At 30.3% G+C, this 17,345-nt stretch carries 12 protein-coding genes; 10 read left to right on the top strand and 2 right to left on the bottom strand.

The features are described from left to right. Window positions 1-41: 41 nt before the first annotated feature. The 6 genes from NHF47_RS02740 to NHF47_RS02715 all read left to right on the top strand — a co-directional run bounded on the left by NHF47_RS02740 (window position 42) and on the right by NHF47_RS02715 (window position 9,910). The gene (locus NHF47_RS02740; RefSeq protein ID WP_252763488.1) at window positions 42-3,380 is read left to right on the top strand and encodes a hypothetical protein; all 3,339 of its coding nucleotides are present in this window, start codon (window positions 42-44) and stop codon (window positions 3,378-3,380) included. Beyond that, complete coding sequence (gene ybeY, locus NHF47_RS02735) at window positions 3,373-3,792, top strand: rRNA maturation RNase YbeY (protein ID WP_252763487.1); 420 nt, start codon at window positions 3,373-3,375, stop codon at window positions 3,790-3,792. The genes NHF47_RS02740 and ybeY overlap by 8 nt, the downstream gene beginning before the upstream one ends. 118 nt (window positions 3,793-3,910) lie before the next feature. Then, window positions 3,911-5,782 (top strand): tRNA uridine-5-carboxymethylaminomethyl(34) synthesis enzyme MnmG, encoded by a 1,872-nt coding sequence (gene mnmG / locus NHF47_RS02730; RefSeq protein ID WP_308219272.1) that lies wholly within the window; start codon window positions 3,911-3,913, stop codon window positions 5,780-5,782. An 84-nt stretch (window positions 5,783-5,866) separates the two neighbouring features. Continuing rightward, window positions 5,867-6,733 (top strand): class I SAM-dependent methyltransferase, encoded by an 867-nt coding sequence (locus NHF47_RS02725; RefSeq protein WP_252763485.1) that lies wholly within the window; start codon window positions 5,867-5,869, stop codon window positions 6,731-6,733. 224 nt (window positions 6,734-6,957) lie between these two features. Further along, window positions 6,958-7,554, top strand: coding sequence for an OmpH family outer membrane protein (locus NHF47_RS02720; protein WP_252763484.1), 597 nt, complete (start codon window positions 6,958-6,960; stop codon window positions 7,552-7,554). Between the two features lie 91 nt (window positions 7,555-7,645). Next, window positions 7,646-9,910: a helix-turn-helix domain-containing protein gene (locus NHF47_RS02715; protein WP_252763483.1), complete on the top strand. Its 2,265-nt coding sequence runs from the start codon at window positions 7,646-7,648 to the stop codon at window positions 9,908-9,910. A gap of 1 nt (window position 9,911) precedes the next feature. Here the strand turns inward: NHF47_RS02715 and NHF47_RS02710 are convergent, their stop codons facing one another. Both NHF47_RS02710 and NHF47_RS02705 read right to left on the bottom strand, forming a co-directional pair. After that, complete coding sequence (locus NHF47_RS02710) at window positions 9,912-10,295, bottom strand: DoxX family protein (protein ID WP_252763482.1); 384 nt, start codon at window positions 10,293-10,295, stop codon at window positions 9,912-9,914. Between the two features lie 4 nt (window positions 10,296-10,299). Then, the gene (locus tag NHF47_RS02705) at window positions 10,300-11,448 is read right to left on the bottom strand and encodes an ATP-binding protein (RefSeq protein WP_252763481.1); all 1,149 of its coding nucleotides are present in this window, start codon (window positions 11,446-11,448) and stop codon (window positions 10,300-10,302) included. A 563-nt stretch (window positions 11,449-12,011) separates the two neighbouring features. Here NHF47_RS02705 and NHF47_RS02700 point away from each other — a divergent pair. The 4 genes from NHF47_RS02700 to NHF47_RS02685 all read left to right on the top strand — a co-directional run. Continuing rightward, entirely contained in the window at window positions 12,012-12,446 is a 435-nt protein-coding gene (locus NHF47_RS02700) for a hypothetical protein (RefSeq protein WP_140998996.1), read from the top strand. Between the two features lie 35 nt (window positions 12,447-12,481). After that, on the top strand, window positions 12,482-13,753 hold the full coding sequence (locus tag NHF47_RS02695; RefSeq protein ID WP_252763480.1) for a hypothetical protein: 1,272 nt from the start codon (window positions 12,482-12,484) through the stop codon (window positions 13,751-13,753). A 117-nt stretch (window positions 13,754-13,870) separates the two neighbouring features. Then, a complete protein-coding gene (locus NHF47_RS02690; protein ID WP_252763479.1) occupies window positions 13,871-15,424 on the top strand; it encodes a gliding motility-associated C-terminal domain-containing protein in 1,554 nt (517 codons plus the stop codon). 18 nt (window positions 15,425-15,442) lie between these two features. After that, the coding region (locus tag NHF47_RS02685) for a PorP/SprF family type IX secretion system membrane protein (RefSeq protein ID WP_252763478.1) at window positions 15,443-17,345 on the top strand (1,903 nt) is incomplete at its 3' end.

The following is a 17,345-nucleotide window of genomic DNA, read 5'->3' as shown; positions in this document are numbered from 1 at the left end:
ATAAAATCGTAAATTTATCGGTTAAAACGATTGCATTAGAAATGGAAATTAAAACAATTATTTATCAAAAATTAGAAGCTTTCATAAAAAAGTATTATATAAACGAATTACTTAAAGGAAGTATTTTGTTTATTGGATTGGGTATTTTGTATTTTATAATTACTCTTCTTATAGAGTATTTCCTTTGGCTATCTATTCCTGGCAGAACTATTCTTTTTTGGGTATTTGTTTTGGTTGAAGTATTTTTATTTTTGCGTTTTATTTGTTTTCCTATCTTTAAATTATTTCATTTATCCAAAGGAATTAATTACGAGCAAGCGTCTAAAATTATTGGAAATCATTTCAAAGAAGTTAAAGATTCTCTTTTAAATTTCTTGCAATTATCAAACTCAAGTTCGTCGTCTGAATTAGTTTTAGCTTCTATTGAACAAAAAGCAAATCAGCTTTCTCCTATACCATTTTCCAATGCTATTTCTTTTTCAAAAAACAAAAAATATTTACCCTATGCAATAGTACCAATTTTACTTTTGCTTTTGTTTTTCATTTCTGGTAATGCAAACATAATTACAACTAGTTTGGACCGCGTGGTTCATTTTCAAACCCATTATAATGCTCCTGCTCCATTTCAATTTGTAATTACAGACCGAAATTTGTTGGTACAACAAGGACAAGATTTTACTGTAGATGTTACTACTATTGGTAAAATTATTCCAGAAAATGCTTCTATAATTATTAATGATGAAACTTATTTCTTAGAAAAAAAAGCGAAAGGTTCCTACTATTTTACTTTTAAAAATATCCATTCAGACACTCCTTTCTATTTTGAATCTAATGGTATTCAAAGTCAAAATTATCTCTTAAAAGTAATTTCTGTTCCTTCCATTTCTAATTTTCAAATGCGCCTTCATTATCCGCCTTATCTTAAAAAAGCAGATGAAGTACTACTTGGTTCTGGAAACGCTATGGTTCCAGAAGGCACTCAAGTTTTTTGGCAAATAGATGCACTTGCTACAACAGCTATTTCCTTTAAAACAAAGAATTCGATCGTTCCTTTTAAAAAATCAAATAATAGTTTTCAATATAGTTCTCGAATTGTAAATCCAATAACTTATGAAATTTTAACTTCCAATCAGAACATACAGAATTTTGAAAAATTAGGTTATCAAATTGCTATTATAAAAGATCAATATCCAACTATTAGTGCTCAATTTGTTCCAGATAGTTTAAAAATGAAAAATAATGTTATCCTAGGTGAAGTTAGTGACGATTACGGCTTGTCTAAATTGCAAGTAGTTTATTATGATAAATTGCATCCTACGATATTAAAAACGAACTCAATTCAATTAAAAAGCAATCTTGTAGATCGTTTTATTTACCATTTTCCAGACGGTATTGACTTATCTCCAGGTATAGATTATGAATATTACTTTGAAATATTTGATAATGATCAAGTTAATCATTTTAAAAGTTCAAAATCTTCTGTTTTTTCACATTATGAAAGATCAAAGACTGAAGTTGAAGATGCTTTATTAAAAGAGCAAAACGAGAATATAAATAGTTTAGAAAAATCTTTACAAAATCAAGATAAGCAACTTACAGAATTAGATAAACTGCAAAAACTAAACAAACAGAAAGAAAATTTATCTTTTCAAGATCAAAAGAAAGTTAATGATTTCATCAATCGTCAAAAGCAACAAGATGAAATGATGAAAGAATTCACTAAAAAGTTGTCTGAAAATTTAGAGGAGTTTAATCCTGAGAAGATGGATAAAGATAAAGAAGAATTAATTCGACGCTTGGAAGAAGCTGAAAAGCAATCTAAAGAAAATGAAGCTTTATTAAAAGAATTAGAAGAATTGTCAAAAAAATTAGAGAAAGATAAATTATTTGAAAAAGCAGATAAATTAAAACAAAATAGTAAAAACCAGTCTAAGAATCTTGAGCAATTAGTTGAACTTACTAAACGTTTTTACGTAGAAAAAAAGGCAGAACAATTAGCTGATAAATTAAACATCCTTGGTGAAAAAGAAGAAAAATTAGCAGATGACAAAGATAATTCTTTAGAAAAGCAAAAAAGACTTTCTAATGAATTTGATGCTTTGCAAAAAGAATTAAAAGATTTAGATAAAGATAATAAAGAATTAAAAGCCCCTTTAGAAATTCCTTTGGATCAAAATGAAAGTAATGATATTGAAAATGATTTAAATAAAGCTGAAGATGATCTACAAAATAACAATAAGCAAAATGCTGGTAAGAACCAAAAAGCTGCGGGTTCTAAAATGAAGCAAATGGGTCAAAAAATGGCTATGTCTATGCAAGCAGGTGAAAGCGAACAGATGGAAGAAGATGCTAAAATGATGCGTCAGATTCTTGATAATCTATTATCATTTTCGTTTAACGAAGAAGCATTAATGAATCAGACTAAAAAAGTTGAAACTAAATCCTTACAGTTTAATAAAATCTTAAAAGAGCAACAAGATTTAAAAAATCAATTCAAGCATATAGATGATAGTTTGTTTGCCATGTCTCTACGTAATCCAAAAATCACTGAAATTATCTTAAACGAAATAGGTGACATTCATTACAATTTAGATAAATCTTTGGAAGTTTTAGCAGATAATAATATTTATAAAGGAGCTTCCCATCAACAATATGTTTTAACTAGTGCTAATAAATTAGCAGACTTTTTAAGTAATGTTCGCGACCAAATGATGATGCAAAGCAGTGGTGCAGGTAAACCAAAAAAGGGTCAAGGTCAAGGAATGCAATTACCAGATATTATCAAAAAGCAAGACGCCCTTGGTGAGGAAATGAAAGAAGGCATGAAAGAAGGACAAAAAGCAGGCCCAAAAGAAGGACAAAAACCAGGAGAACAAAATGGTTCTAAAGATGGTAAGAATGGTGAAAAAGGAAATAAATCTAGTCAACAAGGAACCTCGGGAGAAGGTGAAGGCCAAAGTGGTGTGGAAGGTGACGCGGGTAAAGTCTTAGAAATTATTAAAGAACAACAAAAACTACGTGATGCTTTACAAAAAGCTTTAGAGAAAGAAGGGATGACTGGTATGGGTCAAAATGCACTTCAACAAATGAAAGATATCGAGAAACAATTAATTAATAAAGGTTTTAAAAATGAAACTTTAAATAAGATGCTTAATTTAAAACATGAATTATTAAAATTAGAAAATGCAATTCAACAACAAGGTGAAGACAATAAACGAAAATCAAACACTAATAACAAAGAATACAAAGGTATAAACAATGATATTTCGAAAGAATTGAAAGATTATTTAAATAGTATAGAAATATTAAACAGACAAAGTTTACCTTTGCAGCCAAATTACAATCAAAAAGTTCAAGAATATTTTAAATCTAATGATTAATTTTAATTACGAAACAGATTTTATTTTAGAAGATGAAGCTGTTTATGCAGATTGGTTAGAGAAAATAATAACTTCAGAAAACAAGATTTTAGGAGAAATAGCTTATATATTTTGCGACGACGATTATCTTCACAAGATAAATATGGAATACTTACAACACGACACACTTACAGATATTATTAGCTTTGATTATACTGAAGGCAGTGTTATTAGTGGCGATATTTTTATTTCTATAGAAAGAGTAAAAGAAAACGCAATTGATTTTAATACAACTTTTCCTGCTGAACTTAAAAGAGTTATGGCACATGGGCTTTTACATTATTGTGGATACAAAGACAAAACACAATCACAAAGCAACAAAATGCGTTCTAAAGAAGAAGAAAAAATAAAAATGTTCCACGTGGAACTGTAGTTTTAAATCCTGTTATTTTGTTCCACGTGAAACATTTTCATGTAACTGATTTAGTTGTTCCACGTGAAACATTTTAACTAATTATTAAATAGCAATATTTTAAATATTTTAAATGAGTTTGTTTCAAGAAAAATATGATGTTATAGTTGTTGGCGGAGGTCATGCTGGTTGTGAAGCTGCTGCTGCTGCTGCAAATATGGGTTGTTCTACCCTACTTATTACAATGAGTTTACAAAACATTGCGCAAATGTCTTGTAATCCTGCTATGGGTGGAATTGCTAAAGGACAAATTGTAAGGGAGATTGACGCTTTGGGTGGTTATTCAGGAATAGTGTCTGATAAAACAGCAATTCAATTTAAGATGCTTAATAAATCTAAAGGTCCTGCGATGTGGTCCCCTAGGGTTCAAAGTGATCGAATGCGTTTTGCCGAAGAATGGCGTTTGCTTTTAGAGCAAACTCCTAATTTAGATTTTTATCAAGAAATGGTTTCTGGTATCATTTCAGAGAACGGAAAATTAATAGGAGTAAAAACAGCATTAGGTATAGAGATTAAATCTAAAACGGTTATCTTAACTAATGGTACATTTTTAAATGGTCTTATTCATATCGGTGACAAGCAATTTGGGGGCGGTCGTGCAGGAGAGAGTGCTTCATTTGGAATCACTGAAGATTTAATTCAATTAGGTTTTGAATCTGGTCGAATGAAAACGGGAACTCCTCCACGTGTTGATGGTCGTTCGTTGGATTATTCAAAAATGATTGAACAACCTGGAGATGCTTTTCCAGATAAATTCTCTTATTCTAATTTAACGAAACCTCTTGCTGTTCAAAAATCTTGTTGGATGACCTACACTTCAAATGAAGTTCATGACTTACTTCGTGAAGGTTTTGATCGCAGTCCTATGTTTAATGGACGTATTAAAAGTATAGGACCTCGCTATTGTCCTTCTATTGAAGATAAAATTAATCGCTTTGCTGATAAGGAACGTCATCAATTATTTGTTGAACCAGAAGGATGGAATACAGTTGAAGTTTATGTCAATGGTTTTTCAACCTCTTTACCAGAAGATGTTCAATTTAAAGCGATGCGATCTGTAGCAGGTTTTGAAAATGTAAAGTTTTTTAGAGCAGGTTATGCAATTGAATATGATTACTTCCCTCCTACGCAATTGCAACATACTTTAGAAACGAAGTTAGTAAGTGGATTGTATTTCGCAGGGCAAATTAATGGAACAACAGGATATGAAGAAGCTGCTTCACAAGGTTTAATGGCTGGAATTAATGCCGCTTTAAAAGTACAAGCACGTGACCCTTTTATTTTGAAGAGAAACGAAGCTTATATTGGTGTTCTTATAGATGATTTGATTACTAAAGGCACTGAAGAACCATATCGTATGTTTACTTCAAGAGCCGAATATCGTACCTTATTGCGTCAAGATAATGCAGACATTCGATTAACTCCAAAAGGCTATGCTATTGGTTTGGCTAAAGAAGAACGTTTAATTCGTATGGAAGAGAAATTATCCAAATCAGAAGCCATGGTTCATTTTTTTAAAGAAACCAGTTTGAAACCTGAAGAGGCAAATCCTATTTTAGAAGAAAAAGGTTCTAGTCTAATGATACAGCCTGATAAAATGTTTAAGGTATTTTCAAGACCTCAAATAGATTTAGAAGATATCGTTAAGTTTGAAAAAGTAAAATCTTACATTCAAGAAAACAATTTAGATAATGAAATTATAGAACAGGCAGAAATTCAAGTTAAGTATTCAGGATACATTGAAAAAGAAAAAAATCATGCTGATAAATTGAATCGTTTGGAAGATGCCATCATTCCGGAAAATTTTGATTTTAATAAAATTAAATCTATTTCTATTGAGGCCAAACAAAAATTAAATAAAATTAGACCAAAAACTATCGCACAAGCTTCACGTATTAGCGGTGTTTCCCCTAGTGATATTTCTGTTTTATTAATACATATGGGAAGATAAAATTGTATTTAGATGAAAATGTTTCACGTGAAACATTTTCATCTAAATACAATTACACTATTTACTTATAGAATTTTTTAAAAAATGAATTTTAACGAAAATCAGCCTTATATTCATGTTAAAGATTTTTCTGTTTCTGGAGAATCTTTTTCTTTAGTATTAGATTCGGAATTACAATTATTAAAAACTACTCCACAACCTTCAATTGATAATCTGGGTTCTTATTATGAAAGCGAAGATTATATTTCGCACACAGACAATTCTCGTTCCCTATTTGAAAAAATCTATCAGCTTGTTAAAAAAAATGCAATTCGAAATAAAGTTAAATTAATTTCAAAATATGCAAATAAAGGAGTTGTTTTAGATATAGGATCTGGTACAGGAGATTTTTTAGTTGAAGCAAAATTACAAGGTTGGAATATAATGGGTTTTGAACCTAATGATAAAGCAAGACAAATTGCATTGAATAAAAATGTAGCTTTATCTGAAAGTTTAGAAGTTTTACCTAATGCTTCTTTTGATGTGATAACCATGTGGCATGTATTGGAACATGTTCCCAATTTAGAAAAACAAATTTTAGAATTAAAGCGTCTTTTAAAACCAAATGGAACCATTATAATTGCTGTTCCCAATTTTAAATCGTATGATGCAAAACATTATAAGCAATTTTGGGCAGCTTATGACGCACCTCGTCATCTTTGGCATTTTTCTAAAACTGCAATCAAAAAAATATTTTCTAAAGAAAATATCAAATTGTTTCACGTGAAACCGATGTGGTTTGATAGTTTTTATGTTTCCCTTTTATCTGAAAAATATAAAACTGGAAAAATGAATTATTTTAAAGGTTTTTGTATTGGATTATTCTCAAATATGCTTGGTGTTTTTAAAAATGAATATTCTTCTCATATTTATATCTTAAAAACCCAGGAAAACGATTTTAAAAAGGATTAATCTACGAATAATACATATGATGTAAAAACTATTCAAACAAAAGAAAAAACACCTTAAAACGCCTTTAAATAGGTTAAATTTTATAATTTTTACCTATAATTTAATTTAAACACTATAAATTTTACTTATGATTAAAAAAACCATAGAATTTGGTACTTCATAAGGAATTACTATTTTTACCAAAAATTTCAAAATATAATTTAAAAGCAAATACAAATTAAAAAATGAAAAAAGCCTTATTGATTTTAGGAGTTGCAATTGCACTTATTTCTTGCGATAAAAAAGAGGATAAAAATGAAAGTTTTAAAACAGCATATATAGACACTGCAAAATTAATTCAGGATTATGCTAAATTTAAAGATGAAGATGAAAAATTCAAAGTGAAGTCTCAAGAAATGGGTAGACCTTTAGAAGCTAAATTAAAAGCTTTTCAAACTGAGGCTTCTGGTTTTCAAAGAAATGCTCAAATTAAAGGTATGGCTTGGGCACAACAAAAAGGTGCTGAATTGCAACAAAGAGAACAAGAACTTTCAATGGAACAAGATGCTTTATTGAGACAAATTCAAATGGAAAGTGATAGCATCAGAACTTCTATCGTTAAAGAATTAAAAGATTATATTAAAGGATACGGAAAAAAAGAAGGTTACGATTACATTTATGGTACAGGTGATGCAGCAACGATCCTATTTGCAAAAGAACCTTATGACATCACAGATAAAGTGTTAAAACAATTAAACGATGAATTTAATGCTAAAAACGGTGGAGCTGATAAGAAAGAAGAAGAAGCCGTTAAGTCTGATAAAAAAGAAGAAGAAAAATAATAGTTCCCATTTATTTTTAAAAAAGCCCCTTTTTGAGGGGCTTTTTTATTGATAGCCATTTCTATATATTTGTTTTTTAATATCTGCCAAAATGAAATTATCGTTACAAGCTCAATACACCATTCAATATATTAATAATACGAATAAATCTATCTTTCTAACAGGTAAAGCGGGTACTGGTAAAACCACATTGTTGAAAGAGATTTTAAAGGTTACACACAAAAACACTATTGTTGTAGCTCCAACAGGCATAGCGGCATTAAATGCTAATGGCGTTACCATACATTCGATGTTTCAACTTCCTTTTGCTACTTTTATTCCTGATTCTAAAGAAATTAGTCCTTCTCATTCCATTTTAAAAATTGAAAATAGAATTTCACTAGCAAGGCATTTTAAAATGAACGCTATGAAAAAAGCAATCATAAAAAACTTAGAATTATTAGTGATTGATGAAGTATCTATGTTACGAGCTGATGTTCTTGATGCTGTGGATTTTATGATGAGAAAAACAAGAAGAAACGAGGAAGCTTTTGGTGGTGTACAGGTTCTTTTTATTGGTGACTTATTACAATTACCTCCAGTAGTAAAATCAGAAGAATGGCAAGTTTTAAAAAATTATTATAAGGGAATATTTTTTTTTAATGCACATGTTATGCAACAATTTCCCCCACTATATATTGAGCTCGAGACTATTTTTAGACAATCTGATCCGGTTTTTATTGAATTGTTAAATAACTTACGAAATAATTCAATTACAGCAGAACATCAAAACCTTCTAAACCAATATATACAACCCTCTTTTAATCCTAAAAAACATAAAGGATATATCTCTTTAACAACTCATAGTAGTAAAGCCAATGCTATTAATCAAGAAGCATTAAAAGATTTATCTGAACAACGATTTAGTTATTTTGCAGAAATTATTGGCGAATTTCCAGACAAAATATACCCCATTGAAGCGCATTTGGAACTTAAAATAGGCGCTCAAATAATGTTTATTAAAAACGACTTAAATGCTGATAAACAATATTATAATGGTAAAATGGGAATTATTGAATCGCTTTCAAATAAAGAAATTTTAGTTCATTTTCCTGATGAAAATAAAACTATAGAAGTTGAAAAATATGAATGGCAAAATATTCGTTTTCACATTAATCCTACAACAAAAGAAATTGAGGAAGAAATACTTGGAACATTTGTTCATTATCCTATTAAATTGGCTTGGGCCATTACGATACATAAAAGTCAAGGACTGACTTTTGATAAAGCTGTGCTAGATGTTTCTCAAGTTTTTGCTCCAGGACAAGCCTATGTAGCACTTTCAAGAATACGAACTCTTCAAGGATTAGTCTTACTCAATCCTTTACTAATGAATGGGGTAGCAAATGATCAAACGGTCACTAATTATGCTACTAATAAAACAAGTGAACAGGATCTAAGAAATAGTTACTTAATTGAAAAGCAGCAATTTACAAGAAAATTATTATGCAATGCTTTTAACTTAAAAGAGCTAATTCAAGAATGGAGAAATCACTATTACAGTTATTCGTCGTCAGAATCAAAAGCTGTAAAAAGCAATCATTTAACATGGATTACTTCTCAATGGGAAGCTATTGCCGTTTTGGAAAGTCCATCAGAAAAATTTATAAAACAATTAGAATCTTTATTTAAAAAGGAAAAAATTGACAATCAGTTTATTAATGAAAGATGTGAAGCAGCATATCATTATTTTTTTAAGACTTTAGATAGCATCTATGGAGAACTTCTTTTACAGATTGAAACAATCAAACGTACAAAAAATGCAAAAGCGTACTTTAAAGAACTGTATCAATTAGAAGATTATACTTTTAGTACACTTAAAGTTCTTCTAAAAGCAAAACAAGTGGCAAGTTTACTTTCTGAAAATTATGATTTAACGAAAAACAGTTTAGATTTCAAGCAGATTCAAAAATATCGGGTTTCCAAATTAGATCAAGCAAAAGCTCGTTATCTTATTGAAAATCAAAACATAATAAATGATTTTGACGGTTATTATGATACATCTGAAAAAAAGAAAGGAAAGAAACAAAAGCAATCGACTGTAGAAGTTACCCTTGAAATGTGGAAAGAACAACTATCAATTACAGCCATAGCCAAAAAAAGAAAGCTTACGGAAGCTACTATTTTCAATCATTTTGAAAAGTTAATTCGTATGGAAATTATTCAAATTAATGAAATTATGGCTGAAGAACGTGTTGAAGCACTAGCTTTTGCTTTTAAGGATTATAATGGAGAAAGTTTATCCCAAGTAAAAGAAAAACTAGGTGATACTTTTTCTTGGGAAGAATTAAAGTTATATCGGGCTACTTTAAAATAGATTACCCTAGTAGATAAACAGCTATTATTGCAGGTATGAAATAAATAACTATAGTTCTTGCTCCATCGTAATCTTTAGCAATGCGTTGTCCAAAAAGTAAGAACAACAAAGTGATGCAAGATAAAATAGCACCATAATACCCTACTTCTGTAGTTTGATTTGAAAACAATTCAATTATTCCAGAAACACACAATACACCAGAGAAAATCTCTAAAATTAAAATAATAAATAAGGCTAAAGGAACTGTATTTCCAAAAATTGTTCCTGAAAAATGACCTTTTAACCAAGAAATATTTCCTTTCCAATCTTTAATTTTATCATAACCAGATTGTAAAAAAGTAATACTTAATAAGGAAAGTAATAAAATTGGGGCAACTTGAATCATAATCTTATTTTTTATGTAATAAACGGGTTAATTTAATAGACAAATCGGTTAATATAATTTTACTATTACCATTTCTTTCAATATGATAAATAGCTTGTTCTAATTCCTTAAATATAAGAGTAATATTGTTTCCATCTATAAATGGAGCAAATTTTTTCAAATCAAAATTATTTTCTTTAGGTTCAAAAAACACCAAACTTGTAGCTTGATAATTACTTAATAAGGCTTGCCTAAAAAAATGGATGCAATAATGTAAAAATTGCTTTTGTACCTCTCTTCCCAAAGACGCTATATTTTCACTCCAAGCAATTAAATCTTGGATAGCAGCAGCATTTCCTTTCGCCTTAAAAGCACTTCTTACCCACTCGATAAACCAAGTTTCAAAAGGAAAATCATCTGTATCTTTTTTTAGTAGATGTAAAGCTTTATTATAATTTCCTTCACTTTGATGAGCGATTTTTTGAGCTAGTTTTTCTTCGCAATTTTCTTTTTCAATTAAAGCATTAGCAATCACTGCTTCACTTAAACCAATAAAGTCCAAAACTTGACATCTAGATAAAATAGTTTGAAGAATATCATCGAGTGATTCCGTTATTAAAATAAATAAGGTCTTATTTGGTGGCTCTTCTAACAATTTTAATAATTTATTGGATGCAGCTGTGTTCATTTTATCAGCCATCCAAATAATCATTATTTTATAACCTCCTTCATAGGCTTTTAGTGAAAGTGCTTTGTTTATTTCTGAAGCTTCATCCACTCCTATTTGGCCCTGTTTGTTTTGTATTCCAATATAATTGTACCAATCAAACAAACCCCCATAGCTATTTTCTTTTAAAAAAGTGCGCCATTCTTGTAAAAAATGACTACTTACAGGATGTGATTTTATAGTATCGTTTGTAGCCACAGGAAAAACAAAATGTAAATCAGGATGGGAATAATTTTCAAATTTTAAATTACAATTAGCATTTCCAGTATCATTCTCATCACCTACATTTGAGCATAAAATATATTGAGCATAAGCAATTGCCATCGCTAAAGTTCCTGAACCTTCGGGTCCTACAAATAATTGAGCATGAGGAATTCTTCCTTGTGAAACACTTTTGGTTAAGTGGTTTTTTATATGATCCTGTCCTAAAACGTCTTTAAAAAGCATGAAACAAATATACTAATTGTATAAATATATCACTCAAATAATCTATTTTTCAATCTCTTTCAAAAGTTATTTCGTAAATAAGTTATTAACAATCTGAAATTTAATCTAATAGAAATAAAATTATTTTTTCAATTAGAAAAAGTAACATTAACCCTCCTTTTTTTAACAGTTAAAAATCTCAATTGTACAAATTAATTCGTAATTTTATAAAAAAGGCTATTGATGATTATCTAAGAATTTTGCACTTAATCTAAGATTAATCAAACAAAATAAGGGATAAATGTTAAGGTTTATAGTTTTATATAACACTTTTTTATAAATTTTATAGTTGACAATTAGTGTTTTAAAATTTTTGGCACGCATTTTGAATATCCATATATATAATTGATATATTGATTAAAAATCGAATTAACGGCAAACCTAATTATGAATAAAAAATGATTATAATAAATTTTTTTTTAAAAATTTTATCAACATTTTTATCAAAATATTTTGTTAAAACATTTAAATACATATATTTGTAGTTGTTTTGCCTATTTACTGAAAAATTAACAAAATTTATTATGAGAAAATTTTACGTATGCATAGTTGCATTATTTTTACTTGCATCAGTTGATGTGGTAGCTCAAAACGGCCAAAAAGTAATTATTGATATTAGAGGTATCGGTACTTATCATGATCGTAAAGACCTAGAGGCAATGACAAAAGGACAATTGATGCCATTGTATTTAGAAAGGGTAAAAATTTTATTTAGTGTTATCCAATATTTTGGAGTAACCAGTAAATCAGGAGTGACATTTACCGATTTAGGTATCCCTACAACAAAAGAAAATATCAAGTTGTTAGATACTGAACAATCGAATAGAGAAGAATTTTTAACAAACAATGCTGAATTTTTAAAAGGTATTTTGCCTTATTCAGACACTAAAAACATAATTAACGCCATTTTATTCTATGAAGAAGTATTAAAACTTGTTCATCAAGTTCAAGTTGAGTAATAATCTTGGCAACAAAAATCTAAAAATCAAAAGTTATGAAAAAAACTATCTTATTAATTGCTTTAGTCCTATCAGGACTTTCAATACAAGCTCAAGACAATTGGGGGATTGTTGGTGGTAATAATTGGTTAAATGGTTGGTCTTCTTTCAACCCAGTTGGAAAAGATTACCCACAAACAACAAAAATTTTAACTGGAAACATATCTTCAGATTTAACCTTAACTAATTTAGAAACCTATAGTCTTGTAGGAGAAGTATATGTTACCAATAATGCCACTCTTAAAATTGAGCCAGGTACTGTAATCAGAGCAAATTCAGATCAGTTCAGTGCATTAATCATAACTAAAGGTTCTAAGATTGTTGCTGAAGGTCAAGTTATTAATCCAGTTGTATTTACCTCTGACAAACCAGTAAACGCTCGTAAAGCTGGAGACTGGGGTGGGATTTTCATCTTAGGTAATGCTCCTATTAATACTTTTGGAAGCATGTCAAGAATTGAAAGTAGCATTCCTAGTAATTTTGTAGTAGGTGGTGGTGATAACACTGCTGATAACTCTGGAGTTATGAAAAACGTAAGAATTGAGTTTGCTGGAAAAGGAAAAGATAGATATGCGGTATATGATGCCTTAACATTAGTTGGTGTAGGTTCAGGAACTGTTTTTGAATCTATTCAAGTAAGTATGTCAAATGGAAACGCTTTTAAATTTATAGGAGGTAACCCTAAAGCTTCTAAATTAGTAGCTTACAGATGTAAAAGCAGCGATTTTGATTTTACACAAGGTGTTATTGCAAACATTAATAATGGATTAGCAATTAGAAATCCTTATTTTTCTGCTAGCTCAAATTATAGAGCGGTAACAATCAACGCTTACATCAATAAAGATTTGACTGATTTTTCTAAACCAAGTACTAATGTTACTTTAGATAATTTTACAATTGTAAATGAAACTGATGGTAAAGTAGCAGATGGATTAGTTAAAGAAGCTATTTATATCAACAAAGATTGTTACTTTGATTTTAAAAATAGTGTAGTAACTGGTTTTGCTTCTTCTTTATATTTAGATGGTAAAATTCCTGTTGAAGAGGAAGGCTTATCTAAAATAAAATTAAAAAGAATTTTCATTAACAATTGCAAGAAAAACATTGTTTCTGAAAATGGTGGAGTAACAAATGATGACTTAGAAAGTTATTATGGAAACCCATCTTATGGTAATAGATACTCTGGTATTAAATCGGAAGATTTATTTGTTGATGCTAACAATCCAAAAACGCCAGATTTTAGAATAAAAATAGGTAGTATCAACTAATAATAAGTTTATATACTAATTAAAATAGCGAATAATCTAAAAACTGTTAAAATTGAAGTGCTAAGCTTCAATTTTAACAGTTTGGTTATTATAAACGAATTTAATATTTGATAAAAGATGGGATCAAAAAGCTTTAAATTAATATTGTTTTTTACAGCTTTATTTGCATTTAAAACGAATGCAAATAACACGGCAATGGATGTAAAAGAACTTTTGTTTCAAACTCCTATCCTTCAGAATGTAAGAGTACCTAATTATAGCTTTACTGATCCAGTTAATTATTGTCAAAGTGCTTCAAATCCTACTTTTACTGTCACATTTCAAGTTAGTAATTATGCTAACCTAAGTCCAACTAATCAATTTCAGTTGTTTATTTCTAATGACGGATTTGTGAATCCACCTGAAGGAATTCAAATTTCTAATCCTACCATTACATTTGTTACGAATAACGGAAGTACGACTGGTACCTATTCAGCAACTTTTAGCTTTCCTGCACAGTCCTATGGGAATTATAGAGTCCGTGTTAAAAGTACTACTTTATCTAGTTTTGCTACCTCACAAGTAATATCGGTATACGATATCATTTTTAACAGTCAGATTCCATTAAACGTGACTAATGGAAATGTAGTCATTTGTTCGGGATCTAATTTTACCATTTCCATTTTAGAAAACAATAATCCAGATCCTTCACCATTAGCGTATCCCTATTTAACATACGTATGGAGAAAGAAAAATGGAACTAACTTTGATATTATTCCTAACGAAACTGGACCCAATCTAACGGTTAGTACGGCTGGAGTATATTATGTTGAGGTAAATTATGGTCCAGCTTGTTCAAGTTCTGCTTCACCAAATACTTTAGCAAAATCTGTGCAAGTTACAGTAACGGTTGCTACTGCAAGTGATTCATTACAAATTAATTCTCAAAATGGAGAAACTGAAGTATGTGAAACTATAGGGGTAGAATTATATTTACAAGACAGTTCAGGTAATTTAGTTGCTAATGGCTCGAATATAATTTGGTATTTAAACGGAACTGTTATTCCTAATGCCACTAATAATACATATACCGCTACTCAAGGGGGTGCTTACACGGCTTCTTTAAATAATGGCTCTTGTACTATAAATGTACCCAATAGTGAAGCTTATGTTTTGGAAGACATCACTTTTAATGCAACCTTAAATGTAAGTACACCTTATGAATTAGAATTAGGTGGAAATTTTGATGCGATAGTTACTACTGATGCTATATCTCCTTCTTTTGAATGGTTTTTAAATGGTAATGTACTCTCAGAAACATCGAATACATTAAATATTAGCGCGGCTGGTTTATATACGGTAATTGTAACCGAAAACTCTGGTTGTGTCTCAACTATAGAACTAAATTTAGATGTAATTGATCCTAGTGTGGATGAAATTCCTAATCTAATAAGCCCGAATGGCGATGGAATAAATGAAAAATTTAAAGTTCCATACAGTTTAACAAGTTCCAACAATCTTAATCTTGAAATATACAACGCATCTGGTCAGCAAGTTTTTGCTACTGAAAATTATCAAAACACTTGGCCTGAAAATATAGATGAAGCCTTTCAAGCGAAAGCATTTTTTTATTATAAAATGACAAAAGATAGTCAAGTAATAAAAGAAGGCATTTTAACCGTAATTAAATAACCCCTACAAATCTATCAATTGAAAAATAAGTACTTAAGTATAATTTTGTGTGTCTTTTTTACAGCAGCTTTTTCACAAGAAAATGCCTACTCTTCTTTTGATGTATCGTTAAATAATTCTATACGATTAAATCGTTTTTTGATAAACCCTTCTTTTAGTTACGCAAGAGAAATAGCGCCTACTATAAATTTAGTAAACAAAAGACAATGGGTCAAGTTTGAAGACGCACCTGTTTTATATCTTATCAATTACCAAGGTAGGTTGAGTAATGAATCTCGATTTGCTATTGGCGGGTATTCACAATCTATTGGAATTTCAAAAAACACAGGTGGATTTTTAAATTATGCACTAAATGTTCCCTTACAGAAAGACGCCAATTTTACTTTTGGATTAAATGCTTATTTTTCAAGTAGTAATATCGATATTAATAGAGCAATTACGGAATCTCCAGAACCTCTTTTTGAAAATTTGAGTGCTACAAACATTATCTCTATAAAGCCGGGTATCAATCTTAATTTTAACAGTTTTGATATTGGTATTGCCGCAGACAATATTATATCCTATAATTTATCTACTAGTGAAAGTGTTCAGGAGAATAAATCTTCTTCTTTTTCTGGTCATGTTATGTATACTAAAGAGTTAGATAGTTATTATAACCTTTTAGATGGTGCTAATTTATCTACGATGGTACGCGTTAAAAGTAGTAATGGAGCTACGGGCATTGGAGGAAACTTTTTGTTAGACCAAAAAGAAATGGGTTGGGTTGAAGCAGGTTACAACACACTTTATGGTGCTAATGCAGGTATTGGAGTTGCCATTTCTAACAAGTTTTTAATTGGTTACGCCTATAATTTATCGATAAATAATTCTTTATTTTTTGGCTCTAGCCATGAATTTTCTCTTTCGTACCGATTTGATGAATACGATAATGCTTTTGATTACAGAAAAAGAGCTCAGAAGATTAGAGAGCGTAATGCAAAGAAAAAAGGTGCCGTTAATACCACTTTTGCAAAACTGGAGCAAGAGCGTATCGATAAAGCAAAAGCGGAACGAGAAAGGATAGCGAAAGAAAAAGCTGAAAATGATCGATTAGCACAACTTGAAAGAGAAAGATTAGCGGCTTTAGCAGAAGCCGAAAAAGAAAGGTTAGCTAGAGAACAAGCCGAAAAAGATAGATTGGCAGCTTTATCACAAGCAGATCAAGCAGAGAAAGATAGATTAGCAGCTTTAGCACAAGCTGAAAAAGATCGATTAGCGAAAGAACAAGCGGAAAGAGATCGATTAGCAGCTTTAGCACAAGCTGAAAAAGATCGATTGGCTAAAGAAAAAGCGGAAAAAGATAGATTAGAAAGATTAGCTAGACAAAAAGCTGAAAATGATAAAATAGCGAAAGAAAATGCAGAAATAGATCGCTTAAATAAAGAAAAAGCGGAAAGAGAACGTTTGGCAAGAGAGAAAGCTGAAAAAGATAGACTAGCTAGAGAACAAGCGGAAAGAGATCGAATAGCTAAAGAAGAGGCAGAGAAATTGAGATTAGCTAAAGATCAAGCTGAAAGAGATAGGTTAGCCAAAGAAGCAGCAGAGCGAGATCGTTTAGCAAGAGAGAAAGCAGAACAAGATCGTTTAGCAAGAGAGAAAGCGGAACAAGATCGTTTGGCTAGAGAGAAAGCGGAACAAGATCGTTTAGCAAGAGAGAAAGCAGAACAAGATCGTTTAGCAAGAGAGAAAGCAGAACAAGATCGTTTAGCAAGAGAGAAAGCAGAACAAGATAGATTAGCTAGAGAAAAAGCAGAACAAGATCGTTTGGCTAGAGAGAAAGCGGAACAAGATCGTTTGGCTAGAGAGAAAGCAGAACAAGATCGTTTAGCAAGAGAGAAAGCAGAACAAGATCGTTTAGCAAGAGAGAAAGCAGAACAAGATC

It is taken from the genome of Flavobacterium sp. NRK F7 (assembly GCF_024054195.1).
In the GTDB taxonomy this organism is placed as follows: domain Bacteria; phylum Bacteroidota; class Bacteroidia; order Flavobacteriales; family Flavobacteriaceae; genus Flavobacterium.
Note: the sequence above shows the minus strand (reverse complement) of the source record. Positions and strands in the feature narration are given on the sequence as shown.

Coding starts and splice junctions, on each gene's coding strand:
- NHF47_RS02705 (WP_252763481.1), bottom strand. CDS start 11,448: ATGCTTTTTAAAGACGTTTTAGGACAGGATCATATAAAAAACCACTTA.
- NHF47_RS02720 (WP_252763484.1), top strand. CDS start 6,958: ATGAAAAAAGCCTTATTGATTTTAGGAGTTGCAATTGCACTTATTTCT.
- NHF47_RS02725 (WP_252763485.1), top strand. CDS start 5,867: ATGAATTTTAACGAAAATCAGCCTTATATTCATGTTAAAGATTTTTCT.
- ybeY (WP_252763487.1), top strand. CDS start 3,373: ATGATTAATTTTAATTACGAAACAGATTTTATTTTAGAAGATGAAGCT.
- NHF47_RS02695 (WP_252763480.1), top strand. CDS start 12,482: ATGAAAAAAACTATCTTATTAATTGCTTTAGTCCTATCAGGACTTTCA.
- NHF47_RS02690 (WP_252763479.1), top strand. CDS start 13,871: ATGGGATCAAAAAGCTTTAAATTAATATTGTTTTTTACAGCTTTATTT.
- NHF47_RS02700 (WP_140998996.1), top strand. CDS start 12,012: ATGAGAAAATTTTACGTATGCATAGTTGCATTATTTTTACTTGCATCA.
- NHF47_RS02710 (WP_252763482.1), bottom strand. CDS start 10,295: ATGATTCAAGTTGCCCCAATTTTATTACTTTCCTTATTAAGTATTACT.
- NHF47_RS02715 (WP_252763483.1), top strand. CDS start 7,646: ATGAAATTATCGTTACAAGCTCAATACACCATTCAATATATTAATAAT.
- NHF47_RS02740 (WP_252763488.1), top strand. CDS start 42: ATGGAAATTAAAACAATTATTTATCAAAAATTAGAAGCTTTCATAAAA.